This is a genomic window from Mesorhizobium sp. P160927 (assembly GCF_057766385.1).
The window spans coordinates 4485683-4499335 of the sequence record NZ_JBYMDW010000001.1; the positions used below are offsets into that span (position 1 = coordinate 4485683).

A 13653-nucleotide genomic window follows, 5' to 3' on the forward strand; every position below is an offset into this window, starting at 1 on the left:
CACTTTCCTCAGGCTGCCGTCGGGTTCGGAGTGCGCGGCAGGTGCTCGGCCAGAAAACGCCAGTCGTCGCGCTCGCTTTCGCCTTCATGGCGCTTGCCGAAGAACTGGATGATCATATCGCCATTGGCGGCATAGACCTCGAGCGATGTGACATGGCCGTCCTTGGTCGGCTTGCGCACTGCCCAGACTTCATGGATGTGGTCGGTGCGCAGGTGCAGGTGGAAGGTCTCGTCGAGCACGTTGATCCACGGGCCCATGGACTTGATCGATTTGATCGGACCGGAGTGGATCTGGATGCAGCCGCGGTTGCCCACGAAGCACATGATCGGCGTCTCGCTTTCGGCGGCGTGATGGAACATGGCGCGCACCGCGTCATTGTCGAGCAGCCAGGCGTAGTCCTGGCCAACCATGCGCACCGCCTGGCGGCGGCTGAGCTTCAGCGTCTTCAGCATGCCGAAGAATTGGTGCACGTCCGTCAGCCGGCTCCAGCGGTCACGCAGGTCACGCAGGCTCGCCGTCGATGCTTCGGCCCCGCTTTCCTCATCGAGAACCGGCCCTGAAATGTCTATCGTCGGCTCCTGGTTCGGCGGTTCCAGCGAGGCGACCAGTTTCTGGTAGGCATAAAGGCTGGAGGCCGGGCGCAGATGCACCTTGTGCACGGCGTCGCCGGCCGCATCGAAGAACTGCAGGCTGCGGCGGATGTCGTCGCCGTCGCGCTTCTCCACGGCAAAGCCATGCGCCCAGACTTTCGGAAAGATGCGCAGGTCGATGTTCTCGCCGAGCACCATGGCATTATTGTTGCCGGTGACAACCTTGTCATAGACGCCGATCTTCTCGTGTACGGCGCTTTCGTTGCGGGTCAGCGCCATCACCTCACCAACAGCCTCGAGACCGGTCAGAAGGTCGTTGACGCGGGGTTCGACGCGCACGACGCCGTCGCCGCAATGCGCCGCCACCAGCTCGGCCTCCGAAATGCCGAGCTGCGCGGCAAGGTCACGCTCGCGCGCTTTCGGATTCTCGGTCCGGGCCCGCCGGATTTCATGCGGAGCGGGTTTTAGGCGCTGATCCATGTCTTTACCCCTGATGCCTTGCGTTACTTGTTGAGAATGAGCTTGCCCTGGCGGGTGATCTTCAGCCGGTAGAGCGCGCCATGATGCTCGATGCCGATTTCGTGCTCGCCCTGGAACAGCGTGTTGCTGGACAGTGTCCGCACCGCCAGCGAGACCCGATCGAAACGGGTGGAGGTGTCGTCGGAACGGCGGACACGATAGCGAAACTCGTTGGGATTGTGCGTGTTCATCTGGGTCGATCCCTTTCCTGTGCCGGGCATCTGGCTAGGCGTTGCGAACTGCCGATTAATTTCTTGACTCGAATAATCATGTTTACTAGTCAGTGCAATACCGGACTAAATGAGTCAACATTTAAGATGCCGGATACGATCAAAAATGCCAGCAAGCCCCGGGCCAGCCAGCATGGAACCTGGGATTTGGAGTTGGGGCATGGGGTTGATAGTTAGGGAATGGCGCGGCCGTTCGGCGGCGAACGGTGCGGCGGCTTTGCTCGCAAGCGTGGCGGCGATCGCTCTATCCGCGCCATCGGCGCACGCGCAACAGGCGACGCACCCGACTGATCAATCGAAAGGGGCTGAACAGCAAAGGGCAGCCCTAGCGGGCGCTACGCTTCTCGACAAGATCCTGGTGCTCAGCCGCACAGGTGAAACGGCGATTCAGTCGCTGGCCTCGGCCAGCCATGTCGACCAGGAACAGCTCGATCGCCGAATGGCGACGACGCCGAACGAGATGCTTCTCGGTGTGCCTGGTGTCGCTGCACAGGCCGACGCCAGGCGCGTCAGCACCAGCATCAACATCCGCGGCCTGCAGGATTTCGGCCGCGTCGCGGTGATCGTCGATGGCGCGCGTCAGAATTTCCAGCGTTCCGACCACGGCACCCAGTCGACCTTCTACATCGATCCCGAGCTCGTCAAATCCGTCGACGTGATCCGTGGTCCTGTCGCCAACACCTATGGCTCCGGCGCCATTGGCGGCGTCGTCTTCTTCGACACCAAGGATGCGGTCGATTTCCTCAAGCCCGACGAGACCTGGGCCGGTTCCGTCACCGGACGATACGAGAGCAACGGCAAGGGCTGGACCACCAGCGCCACCGGTGCCTATCGCATCAATGAGAACTGGGACGTGTTGGGCAACATCGTTTACCGCGACTACGACAACTACAAGGACGGCGACGGCGACACCGTCAACGGCACCGGCTTCGACGTGCTGAGCGGCCTGCTCAACACGACCGTCCGGCCAACCGAGAACAGTGAGCTCAAGCTCGGCTGGGTCGGTTCGAGCGACGACTGGGACGAGACCAGCGGCGGCGTGCCGGTCAACGATGTCGACCTGAAGTCGAACACCTTCACGGCCCGCTACAACATCACGGACGAAGACAAGAGCTGGCTCGATCTCCATATCAACACGTCCTACAACAAGACCAATCTCGACCTGACCAGTCTCGCGCCGCAGAACCGGTTCGATCCGGTGACCGGTCTTCCCGTGGTGCTGCCGGCAGGATCACTGTCGACATTCGATGTCGGCACGACCGGCATCGATATCTGGAACACGTCGCGGTTCGAAACGAACGGCATCGCGCATGAACTGACCTATGGCGGCGATTGGGTCGGCGACAACGTCAAGACGGGTGGCGCGGCCGGGGGCGACAGTTTCTACACGCCGTCGGGCAAGCGCAACGTGTCCGGCGCCTATGTCCAGGACAAGCTCACCTGGGACTGGCTCGAAGTCATCGCTGGCCTGCGCTACGACAGCTACAGCCTGAAGGATGACACGCATGATATTTCCGGCGACAGGCTATCCCCGCGCGTCACCGTCGGTGTCTCGCCATTCAACAGCGGCGGGCTTGCCGGCCTGCAATTCTACGGCACTTATGCGGAAGGCTACCGCTCTCCCTCGATCACGGAAACGCTGATCAGCGGCAATCATCCGGCCGGCGTCAGCTTCCCATTCCTGCCCAATCCAAATCTGCGGCCCGAGACCGGCAAGACGACCGAGCTCGGCGTCAACTACAAGCAGAACGATATCTTCGAGCCGGGCGACGCCTTGCGCCTGAAAGCAGCCTATTTCAACAACGATGTCGACGACTATATCGACGGCGTAACGCTGTCGCCGTTCGCTCCAGGCAGTGGCTGCCCCTTCGGCCCCGGAATCCCGATCTGCTTCCAGTATCAAAATTTCGCCAAGGCCAAGATCAACGGTTTCGAGCTGGAAGGCGTCTATGACGCGGCATGGGGCTATGCCGGCCTCTCGGCCTCGATCACGGATGGCCACACCGTTTCCTACAAGGGTGTGGAAGCCGACCTCGCCACTATTCCCTCCTCTCAGGTCACCGCTCAGCTAGGCCTGCGTTTCCTCGAGGACAAGCTGACCGTCGGCGGTGAGGTGCAGTATAACGGCAAGCCGAAGGGCAATGCCGTCGCGGCGGACTACACACTGGTCAATGCTTTCGCCAGCTATCAGGCGACCGACGATCTGAAAGTCGATTTCCGCGCCGACAATCTGTTCGACGTCAAATACGCCAATCCGCTGAACGGCAGCACCACAATTGCGGTCTACGAACCCGGTATCACGCTGAAGCTGGCGGCAACCATGCGCTTTGGAGGCTGACCATGACGCGCTTGACGACATCCCTTCGTCCGCTGACCTCGACGCTGGCGATGTCGCTGACGACAGTTCCGTGGCTGAGCAGTCCGCGCCGGTCCTGACCCTCGAACTTTAATGCCGCGCAGCCTTCCGACAAGGGCTGCCGGCTGACCTTCCTGGTCAGCAACAATCTCGGCGCCGACCTGACCAAGGCGGCGTTCGAGATCGCCCTGTTCAACGAGGCCGGCGTCGTCGACCGGCTGACCGTGCTCGATTTCAAGGACCTGCCGCACGGCAAGACCAAGGTGACGCGCTTAGACCTGGCCGGCACCGACTGCACCAGGGTGGGCCGCGTACTGATCAACAGCGCGACGGATTGCGCTGGCACGGGCGTCGAACCAACTGCCTGCGCGCAAGCTGAGGACGGACACCAAGACCCGCCTCGCTTTCGGCGCCTGAGGCGGGACCGCATCCCGCATTCCCAGGAAAAACCGTGGCAGGGTCGCTGGCCTGGCTTCGATTGGTTACCGGTTGAGGCAACCGATCTTGATTTGACAAGTCTAGGCGCATCGCTGCAATTTCGCGCCCGCGACATGCAGGAAATCAGTCCTTCCCCCGACGCTGGCAACGAGCTGGCAATAGCGCCGGCAGAGCGACTTGCCCAGGCGCGAGCGCAAGCCAGCAACGGCAAGTGGCAGGCTGCGATAGCCATCTCCTGCCTGCTCCATGCCGGCGTGGCGGCGGCTTTTCTGATCTCGTCCGCCGGCAGGTTCGATTCCAGGGAGGCAGAGCAGTCGGAAGGCGGCGATCACAAAGGTGACAAGGTCGCAGGCAGTGCATTGGACAAGGACCCGGCGGCAATGAATGTCACGCTGGTGCCGCCCCTGCCGACGGCCAAGCCTCATCCGGCAAAGGCGGCCGGGCCGGCACCGACCCAACATTCTCAGCCCGCGCAGGAACCGATGACACACGCTCCCGAGCCTGCCCGGGACGCCGCGAAGCAGGCTTCGGAGCCCTCGGCGGAACCGGTCAAACAGCCCGTGGCCACGCCGGACATACTGGTGGCGGCAACCCCGCGCCCGGATGACCAGAGCGTGGCTGCCAGGACAGAAACGCCGGCACAGCCGAACGCCCAGGCCGAAACCAGCGAAATGCCTGTCACCGTTCCGAACCAACCGCCGATCCCCGTTGCAAGGCCAACTCCAACGGCTGCCCCTGCGACTGCTCGAGCGGAGGAACGGAGCGGCACGGCCGATGGCCAGGACCGGCTGGCGGAAGCGGCCAGCAAGGGCAAGAGGCAAAAAGACCCGGGCGGCGCCGCGGAAGACAGCTACCGCGGCAACGTCTTTCGAAAGCTCGGCAGCGTCAATCGTACTCTCCCGCCTTCGCTGCAACTGGCCGCGCGTAACAATGCGGTTGTGGCATTCGCCATAGGCAGGAAGGGCAACATAGACCAGTTGCGCATTCTGGAAAGCTCAGGATCGCCGACTTTCGACGAGGCCGCGCTTGGCATCGTGCGCAAGGCCGCTCCCTTCCCTCCAATTCCGTCACAGGCATCGAACCCGAGCTTGGAGTTCGAGGTCGGGATCGGCCCGTTTTGACCAGGCCCGGAACAGACGTTGCGGCGCAACCATCAACATCCGCATGAAAGAGATCCCATGTACATCGCCATGAACCACTTTAAGGTCCAGACCGGCTCGGAGCGCGACTTCGAAGCCGTGTGGAAGAACCGCCACTCCAGCCTGGCCGACATGAAGGGTTTTCGCGAGTTCCACCTGCTGCGCGGTCCGGTCAACGAGACCGAGGGCTACACGCTGTTTGCGTCGCACACGGTGTGGGCAACTCACGATGATTTCGTCGCCTGGACCAAGTCGGAGAATTTCCGCGCCGCCCACCGGAATGTCGGCATGACGAAAGTCCACTATCTCGGCCACCCGCAATTCGAGGGTTTTTCCGTCGTCGAGGGCGCGTAGATATCGACCTATGCGGCGGCCAACAAGCTGGCATTGCCGCCCGCGGCGGTCGTGTCGACGCAGACCGCTCGCTCATGCGCATAGGCCGCGGGATAAAGCACCTCGCTGACCAGCGGGATGATCGGCCCGCTGCGCTCGGCGATGACCTTGCGCACGATGCGCGCCGCCTCGGGCGTGCCTGAAAAAGCAACCACATCGACGCGCAGCGAGCGCGCCTCGACAGGATCGGGGCGGCCGTCGATGGCCGCCAGCGGCAGGCCTTTGCCGGTCAATGCCGAGAGCACCGCCGGTGCACCAGGCGCAACGGCCAGCACCGCATTGCCGGCGGCGAGCGCCTGGATGGTCTGCGCCAGCAGCGTGTCGCCGTCCGGTCCCAGGCACAGCACCCGGCCGCGCGGCGACAGCGACAGCGTGTTGGCCTCGCCGGTCGGCCCGGGCAGATCGACCTGGCCGAAATCAATGCCGGCGGCGGCACCGATCGCGGCCGCGCCCTTGCCGCGCAGATGCTTCCTCAGGATGGCGACCCGGTCCGGCCGCGTCGACCAGCCGCCGAGAGCGGGATCGGGCAGATTGTCGGCCAGTTCGGTCGCCGTCACCTTATGGCCTTCGCCGACTTCCGTGCCCGCTTCGGGCCCCTTGCGGAAACGCCTGAGATAGTGCGGCCCACCGGCCTTTGGTCCGGTGCCGGACAGGCCCTCGCCGCCAAATGGCTGCGAACCGACGACAGCGCCGATCTGGTTGCGGTTGACATAGATGTTGCCGGCATGAATGCCGTCGACGAAATGCTGCACCCGGCCCTCGATACGGGTGTGCAGGCCGAAGGTCAGGCCGTAGCCCTTGCGGTTGATGGCGGCGATGACGCTGTCGATCTGGTCGGCGTCGAAGGTCGCGACGTGCAGCACCGGCCCGAACACTTCGCGCTCCATCTCCTCAATGCCCTTGACCCGGAAGACATGCGGCGCGACGAAGCGGCCATCCTTGGGCGCCTCAAGTTTAGCGATCAGCCGGCCCTGCAGGCCCATAGTCGTGCAATAATCGCGGATCGAACTTTGCGCTTCATCGTCGATCACCGGACCGACATCGGTCGAAATCCGCCAGGGATCGCCGACGTTAAGCGCCTCCATGGCGCCTTTCAGCATCTCCAACATCTTCTTCTCGACGTCTTTCTGGACATAGAGCACGCGCAACGCCGAGCAGCGCTGGCCGGCACTCTGGAAAGCCGACGCGAGGATGTCACGCACCGCCTGCTCGGGAAGTGCCGTGGAATCGACGATCATTGCGTTGAGGCCGCCGGTCTCGGCGATCAGCATGGCGGCCGGCGCCGCGGTCTCGGCCAATTGCTTTTCGATCAGCTTGGCGACCTCGGTCGAGCCGGTGAAGCAGACGCCGGCAATACGCGGGTCCGCTGTCAGCGGGCCACCGACCGTCGGGCCGTCCCCTGGCAGGAGTTGGATAACGTCTTCCGGCACGCCGGCCTCGCGAAGCATCTCGACGGCGCGGAAGGCGATCAGCGGGGTCTGCTCCGCTGGCTTGGCGATCACTGAATTGCCGGTGACGAGTGCTGCCGCGATCTGGCCGGTGAAGATGGCGAGTGGGAAATTCCACGGCGAGATGCAGACGATGGCGCCGCGCGCTTGAGTGCCCGTTTCGGCGTTCGCCGCCTCGGTGGCGTAATAACGCAGGAAGTCGACCGCCTCGCGCACTTCAGCGACGCCGTCGGCCAGCGATTTGCCGGCCTCGCGCGTGGCGAGCGCGAAGAACTCGACGGCATTGGCCTCGTAAAGATCGGCGGCGCGGTTGAGGATAGCGGCACGCTCGGCGACGGGGCGTTTAGCCCAGGCCGGCTGCGCCTCGACAGCCATGCGCACGGCGGTCGCGACTTGCTTGGCGGCGGCCTCGTGAACCGTGCCGACCACCTCGGAAGGCTTTGCCGGATTGAGGATCGGGCGCTGCTTGCCGTAGCCGGCGGCGCGCGTGATCGGCTTGGCCTGCCAGCGATCGGGACCCGCGAATGCCGCTCTGGCCTGCTCGATCGCCGCCAGCGTCACCGTGTCGGTGATGTCGAACCCCTTCGAGTTGCGGCGCCCGATCCCAAATATTCGCGAAGGCCGGGCAATCGCCGGATTGATGGCGGACCCCTGGCTTTCGATCGTTTCCAGCGGATCGCGCGCGATATCCTCCGGCTCGACCTCCTCGTCGGTCAATTGGTGCACGAAGGAGGAGTTGGCGCCGTTTTCCAGGAGCCGGCGGACCAGGTAAGCCAGCAGGTCCGAATGCGCGCCGACCGGCGCATAGATACGGCAACGCGTGCCTTCGGCCTTGCGCACCGTTTCGTGCAAGGCCTCGCCCATGCCATGCAGGCGCTGGAATTCGAAGGTGTCACGATTGTCAGCCATCGACAGGATGGCGGCGACGGTGTGCGCGTTATGAGTGGCGAACTGCGGATAGATGCGGTCGGTCATGCCAAGCAGCTTTTTCGCGCAAGCCATGTAGGAGACATCGGTGTTGGCCTTGCGCGTGAACACGGGATAGCCGGCAAGCCCGAGTGTCTGCGCCCGCTTGATCTCCGTGTCCCAATAGGCACCCTTGACCAGCCGGACCATGATGTTGCGATTATGCTTCTTGGCCAGGGCATACAGCCAATCGATGGTGAAAGCCGCGCGCGGACCATAGGCCTGCACGACGACGCCAAAGCCGTTCCAGCCGGCGAGTTCCGGCTCGGCCAGCACCCGCTCGATCACGTCGAGCGACAGGTCGAGCCGGTCGGCCTCCTCGGCGTCGATGTTGAGGCCCATCCGCGAATGCCGTGCGGCCAGGGCCAACGACAACAGTCGTTCGGCCATGACAGGCAGCATCTCTTCCTTTTGCGCTTCTTCGTAGCGTGGATGCAGCGCCGAAAGCTTGACGGAGATGCCATGGTTCTGGCGGATATCTGGCCCGTTCGAGCCGGCATCGAGCGAGGAAATGGCGTCGGCATAGGCCTTGTGATAGCGCAGCGCGTCCGCCTCGGTGCGGGCCGCCTCGCCCAGCATGTCGAAGGAGTAGAGATAACCCTTCTGCGTCATCGGCCGGCCGCGCTTGACGGCTTCCGCGATCGTGCGGCCAAGCACGAACTGCTCGCCCATCTCGCGCATGGCGGCGGCCACCGCCTTGCGAATGACCGGTTCGCCCAGCCGGCGCACCATCGAGCGCAGCGTGCCTTCGATACCGCCTTCACCTTCCTCGAGCACGCGGCCGGTCAGCATCAGCGCCCAGGTCGAGGCGTTGACGAAGATCGAACTCGAACCGCCCGAATGCGCCGACCAGTCGTGCGGGGCGATCTTGTCGGCGATGAGATCGTCCATCGTCTCTGTGTCGGGCACGCGCAGCAGCGCCTCGGCCAGGCACATCAGCGCCACGCCTTCCTTGGTGGAGAGGCCGTAGGCCGAGAGGAAGACTTCCATCAGCCGTGGATCGGACGAACCCCGCACCGCTCGCACCAGGTCGGCCGCCCGCGCCGAGATCGCCTTACGGTCTCCGGCCGAAAGCCCGGCCGCCTCGGCCAATCGCTTAACCGCTGCCTCTTCGTCGGGCAAATAATTGGCGCGGATCTGCTGGCGGATGGCGTCGAGCGGCATGGCGGTCCTATGAGCAAGCACAAGGGAACGGGCCGGCGGTCACCGGACCGAATGGCGCAAGCTAGCACAAGTACCAGATTTCAGGCGGTCTGAAAAAATCGACAGGGCAGCTCAATTGACCTATGATGTTGCCAAAAATTGCTCATTCAGGCTGCGGTTTCGATGACAGAAGATCAATTGGACCGCATCGACAGGAACATCCTGTCGGCACTGGCCGGCAACGGCCGGCTTTCGATGTCGGAACTGGCGGCCAAGGTCGGCCTGTCGAAGACACCGGTGCAGGCGCGGGTAAAGCGGCTGGAGAAGGACGGCTATATCAGGGGGTACCAGGCGATCATCGACCGCGAGCGCATGGGCGAAGGCCATGTCGCTTTCGTTCAGGTGAAATTATCGGACACCCGATCCGCCGCGCTCGACGCTTTCAACCGGTCTGTCCAGGCCGTGCCGGAGATCGAGCAGTGCCACATGATGGCGTCGAGCTTCGACTATCTCCTGAAGGTCCGCACGAAGGACATCGCCGCCTATCGCCGCGTGCTCGGTGAGCGCATCTCCGCCCTGCCCCACGTCGCCCAGACCTCCACCTTCGTGGCGATGGAGACGGTCAAGGACAGGTAACCCTATTCCGATAGCGTCTTCAGGAACGCCACCAGTGCGGCGCGCTCGCGGTACGAGAGCTCCAGCGGGTGAATTTCAGAAGTGCCCTCGACGCTTGGCCCAGCCTTGGCATAGTGAGCGACGACCTCGTCGAGCGATGAAAATTGCCCGGCGTGCATGTAAGGCGGCCGCGTCGCCGCACCGCGCAGCGACGGCGTCTTGTAGGCGCGCACAAGTTCCGACGCATCCTTGACCATGAAGCGCAGCTCGCCGCAGGCACTGGCCTCGCCATCGCGATAGGCGCCGAAGCAGTTGAACGGGTCGGCCTCGACCTGAGCCACCGCATCGACGCGCCCGCGGTCCTGCTGCAGATCCGCAACAGGCGACACGCCCGTGTTGTGAAAACCGTTGTCGGTGAAGCGCGGGCCGTTGTGGCAGGTCACGCAATTGGCCTTGCCGATGAACAGTTTCAACCCAAGGATTTCCTCCGTGGAAAAGACGGCATCGCCTTTCGGCTCGGCACCTGTCGCAAGGTCCAGCGCAAAGCGGTCGAAGCGTGTCGGTGCCGGCTCGATCGAGCGTTCGAAAGCGGCGATCGCCTTGCCGATGTTGGCATAGACGCCGTTGATTGCATCACGCTGCGCGTCGCTCATCGCGTTCCAGGCGGTTTTTTCGGCATCGCTTCCAAGCGGGCTGGCATTTGGCGGAATGCTGGATAAATCAGGCAATGGCCCGAAGATGCGCTCATAGCGTTCGCCGAAACGCGCCTTCACGTAATGCGCGTAGGCAGCACGGTTTCCCGCCTGTTCCAACGGGTTTTCGAGCGGTGTCAGCGCCTGCGCCCACAGGCTGTCGCGCCGTCCGTCCCAGAAAAACCAGGGGTCCCGCGCCACGCCGGCCAGCGGCATGGTGCGCCGGTTGGTGTGGCCGACCCCGACCGCCTGCGGCAGGTCGTCCTGGAACTGCCGGTCGATCTTGTGGCAGGTCGAGCAGGACACCGTACCGTCGCGGCTCATCCCGACGTCGAAGAACAGCGTCGAGCCGAGCGCGGCCGCGGCCGGCTCATCGGCGAAGCGGTTGGTGGTATCAGGCTTCAGCGCCGGCAGCGTATTCAGCGCGAGCGATGCAATCGTCTTCTTCTCGGCATCGGAAAAATCCGGCTTGCCGCAACCGGCAAGGATGGCTGCCACCGTCAGTGCCAAAAAGCAGAAAAAGCGCTTCATCGACCGCTCACAGCACCACGTTGAACAGCACCGTGTCGGAGCCCGCGCCGGATGATATGGCGAAACGCAGTTGCCACCAGCCGCTCATGGTGAATTTCACCCCTTCGATGCGGTAGCGTCCCTGGCCTAGATAGTCGGTCGCCTGCGGGCTGGTCGGCAGACCGTGATTGTGTTGCGGCATGCCGCCGGAGATGGCAATCGCGGCTCGTTCCACCGAGGCCCCTGTCTTCGTCTTCAGCGTCAGCAGCCAGGATTCCAGTTCGCCCTGCCGCACGACGCCCCGTTCCGGCACGAAACTCGCTACGTACAGCCCGTTGTCGGTTTTTTTCGTCCGCGAGACATCCGGGCCGACGGGCTGTGCCGAATGCGGCGCGGTCAGATAGACGGCGGCGAGAACGCCGACCAGCAAAGCAGCCAGACCAAGACCTGCCAGGAGATAACGCCATAATGATGCCAAACCGGTTCCTCTTTCGCGGATAACGTCCTGCCGGGCGGATCGCATCCCGCCGGCCTGTGGGAAAACGCTGTGGCGGAAAAAGCCTGCTTGCCAAGCATGGCGCCGCGTCCGGCAAAAAGCTACAGCACCGAAAGCACTGGAGGATTGCAGATGGTGGGAAACGGCGTCGCCTCGATCGGCGAATGCATGCTGGAACTGTCGGGCCAGACCGGGCCGAACTGGCGCATGGGCTTTGCCGGCGACACGTTCAACACGCTGTGGGCCTTGCATGCGCTAAGCGCTGGCCGGCCGGCAACCTATGTCTCGGCCTTCGGCGACGACCCTTTCTCGCAGGGTCAGATCGACTTCTTCGCCGAAAACGGCATCGGCATCGGCTCCAGTCCGGTCATACCGGGCGCGCGTCCTGGCCTCTATGCCATCACGCTGACCGGCGCCGAGCGCTCCTTCACCTACTGGCGCGGTGACGCCGCCGCCAGGCAGCTCGCGTCGGACCCGGCGGCACTGGCGAAAAATTTGGAAAATCAGGCGCTTGTGTACTTTTCCGGAATCACTTTGGCAATTCTCGATGAGACCGCGCGCAAGACGCTGCTGGCCGCCGTGGCAAAGGCGCGCGCGGCGGGCTCGCTGATTGCCTTCGACCCAAATTATCGGCCACGGCTCTGGCGCAACCGCGAGGACGCGCAAACAGCGGTTGCCGAGGCGCTTGCGGTTACCGACATCGCGCTGCCGACGTTCCCGGACGAGCAGATGCTGTTCGGCGATGATACACCGCAGGCGACCGCCGAGCGCCTCGGGCAATTGGTCAAGGAGGTCGTGGTCAAGAACGGCGAGGCACCGGCGTTGATTGGCAAGGGTGGAGCGCCGCGGGAGGTCGCCGCAATCCACGTGGCTGCGCCCGTGGACACGACAGGTGCGGGCGATTCCTTCAACGGCGGCTATCTCGCCGCACGGCTTGGCGGGATTGACCCGGCGGACGCTGTCCAGCGTGCGCACCGCGTCGCCGCCGCCGTCGTGCAGGTCCGCGGCGCGCTGGCGCCGTTCGAGACGCTACGGGCGGCGTTCGAGCAATCCTGAAAAAGTTAGCCCTGCCGGAAGCGATATTCCGTCACGTGGTGGTAGATCGCGCCAGGCCATAGCGTCGCCTGCGGGAAATAGGGCCGGTTCGGCGCGTCGGGCCATATCTGCGGCTCCAGACAGAAGCCGCTGAAGGCCTTGTAACCCCGTCCGTCCAGGCCGCTGCGTGGCGTCACATACTGCCCGGTATAAAGCTGAACACCGGGCTCGGTGGTCCAGACTTCCATCTCGACGCCGGAACTCGCCCCTTGCACCCAGGCTGCCTGCTTAAGCGGACCGCGCGCCGCGGCCAGGCAGAAATTCTGGTCGTAGGGCAACTGTTCGCCCTCGGTCTCCATGCGCAGCGGTCGCGCCTGGCGAAAATCGAAGGGCGTGCCGTTGACCGGCTTGACCACGCCCGTCGGGATCATGTCGCCGTCGACAGGCAGATAGGCGCCCGCGTTCAGCATCATCCTGTGGTCGAGAATGTCGCCCGTGCCGCCATCGTCGAGGTTGAAATAGGAATGCTGGGTGAGATTGCACGGCGTCGGCTCTTCGCAGGTCGCCGTCAGTTCGACGCTGAGAGTGCCGGGGATTTTCAGCCGGTAGGTGCAGGTAACGTCGAGCGCGCCGGGAAAGCCCATAGCGCCATCGGGATCATGCAGCGTCAGCGTGACGAAGTCCCTGCCATGCAGCGAAACCGTCCATGGCCGGTGGGAATAGCCTTGCGAGCCGCCATGCAGCGTATGCTTGTCCAGGAAGTTGCGCTCAGTCTGATAGCGGTTGCCGCCAATTGTAAAACGAGCGTCGCCGATGCGGTTGGCGTAGCGCCCAACCACCGCCCCGAAGAAGCCAGTATCGGTCTCATACGCTTCCAGAGTGCCGTAGCCGAGAACCAGCGGCGCATCATGCCCGGCCAGGCGCAGGTCCTGGACGATGGCGCCGAGCCCGATGATGTTGGCGGTGAGGCCACCGCCCGTGATCGTGAAGCGGCGGACCGGTTCGCCTGCCTGCGTCGTGCCGAAAACCTCGCCGTCCTTCATCATCATGCCCGCAAAACGTCAGTGGATCCAAAGGACTTCG

11 protein-coding genes and 1 pseudogene are annotated in these 13653 nt (G+C 63.8%); 6 read left to right on the forward strand and 6 right to left on the reverse strand.

Annotated features, from left to right (window positions below; translation table 11 throughout):
- Nucleotides 1-8: 8 nt before the first annotated feature.
- Together AC3CB8_RS21915 and hemP are read right to left on the reverse strand one after the other, a co-directional pair.
- A complete protein-coding gene (locus AC3CB8_RS21915; protein ID WP_352564797.1) occupies nucleotides 9-1070 on the reverse strand; it encodes a hemin-degrading factor in 1062 nt (353 codons plus the stop codon).
- A gap of 23 nt (nucleotides 1071-1093) precedes the next feature.
- Complete coding sequence (gene hemP / locus AC3CB8_RS21920; protein ID WP_015317483.1) at nucleotides 1094-1300, reverse strand: hemin uptake protein HemP; 207 nt, start codon at nucleotides 1298-1300, stop codon at nucleotides 1094-1096.
- A gap of 199 nt (nucleotides 1301-1499) precedes the next feature.
- Between hemP and AC3CB8_RS21925 the strand changes: the two genes are divergently transcribed.
- The 4 genes and pseudogenes from AC3CB8_RS21925 to hmuQ all read left to right on the forward strand — a co-directional run bounded on the left by AC3CB8_RS21925 (nucleotide 1500) and on the right by hmuQ (nucleotide 5626).
- On the forward strand, nucleotides 1500-3677 hold the full coding sequence (locus tag AC3CB8_RS21925) for a TonB-dependent hemoglobin/transferrin/lactoferrin family receptor (RefSeq protein ID WP_352596347.1): 2178 nt from the start codon (nucleotides 1500-1502) through the stop codon (nucleotides 3675-3677).
- Between the two features lie 2 nt (nucleotides 3678-3679).
- A pseudogene (locus AC3CB8_RS21930) lies at nucleotides 3680-4112 on the forward strand (hypothetical protein).
- 692 nt (nucleotides 4113-4804) lie between these two features.
- Complete coding sequence (locus AC3CB8_RS21935) at nucleotides 4805-5254, forward strand: energy transducer TonB (protein WP_352596377.1); 450 nt, start codon at nucleotides 4805-4807, stop codon at nucleotides 5252-5254.
- A gap of 57 nt (nucleotides 5255-5311) precedes the next feature.
- On the forward strand, nucleotides 5312-5626 hold the full coding sequence (hmuQ, locus tag AC3CB8_RS21940; RefSeq protein WP_352726270.1) for a heme-degrading protein HmuQ: 315 nt from the start codon (nucleotides 5312-5314) through the stop codon (nucleotides 5624-5626).
- An 8-nt stretch (nucleotides 5627-5634) separates the two neighbouring features.
- Here the strand turns inward: hmuQ and putA are convergent, their stop codons facing one another.
- On the reverse strand, nucleotides 5635-9243 hold the full coding sequence (putA, locus tag AC3CB8_RS21945; protein WP_352564791.1) for a bifunctional proline dehydrogenase/L-glutamate gamma-semialdehyde dehydrogenase PutA: 3609 nt from the start codon (nucleotides 9241-9243) through the stop codon (nucleotides 5635-5637).
- Nucleotides 9244-9405: 162 nt separating this feature from the next.
- Between putA and AC3CB8_RS21950 the strand changes: the two genes are divergently transcribed.
- The gene (locus tag AC3CB8_RS21950) at nucleotides 9406-9858 is read left to right on the forward strand and encodes an Lrp/AsnC family transcriptional regulator (protein WP_023769910.1); all 453 of its coding nucleotides are present in this window, start codon (nucleotides 9406-9408) and stop codon (nucleotides 9856-9858) included.
- A gap of 2 nt (nucleotides 9859-9860) precedes the next feature.
- On the opposite strand, the gene AC3CB8_RS21955 is transcribed toward AC3CB8_RS21950, so the two are convergent.
- Nucleotides 9861-11060 (reverse strand): cytochrome-c peroxidase, encoded by a 1200-nt coding sequence (locus tag AC3CB8_RS21955; protein ID WP_023783142.1) that lies wholly within the window; start codon nucleotides 11058-11060, stop codon nucleotides 9861-9863.
- 7 nt (nucleotides 11061-11067) lie between these two features.
- Nucleotides 11068-11517, reverse strand: coding sequence for a FixH family protein (locus AC3CB8_RS21960; protein WP_023769908.1), 450 nt, complete (start codon nucleotides 11515-11517; stop codon nucleotides 11068-11070).
- 150 nt (nucleotides 11518-11667) lie between these two features.
- On the opposite strand from AC3CB8_RS21960, the gene AC3CB8_RS21965 reads away from it, so the two are divergent.
- Nucleotides 11668-12591, forward strand: a complete 924-nt coding sequence (locus tag AC3CB8_RS21965; RefSeq protein ID WP_023783141.1) for a sugar kinase — start codon at nucleotides 11668-11670, stop codon at nucleotides 12589-12591.
- A 5-nt stretch (nucleotides 12592-12596) separates the two neighbouring features.
- Here the strand turns inward: AC3CB8_RS21965 and AC3CB8_RS21970 are convergent, their stop codons facing one another.
- Nucleotides 12597-13619: an aldose epimerase family protein gene (locus AC3CB8_RS21970; RefSeq protein WP_023783140.1), complete on the reverse strand. Its 1023-nt coding sequence runs from the start codon at nucleotides 13617-13619 to the stop codon at nucleotides 12597-12599.
- Nucleotides 13620-13653: the final 34 nt, after the last annotated feature.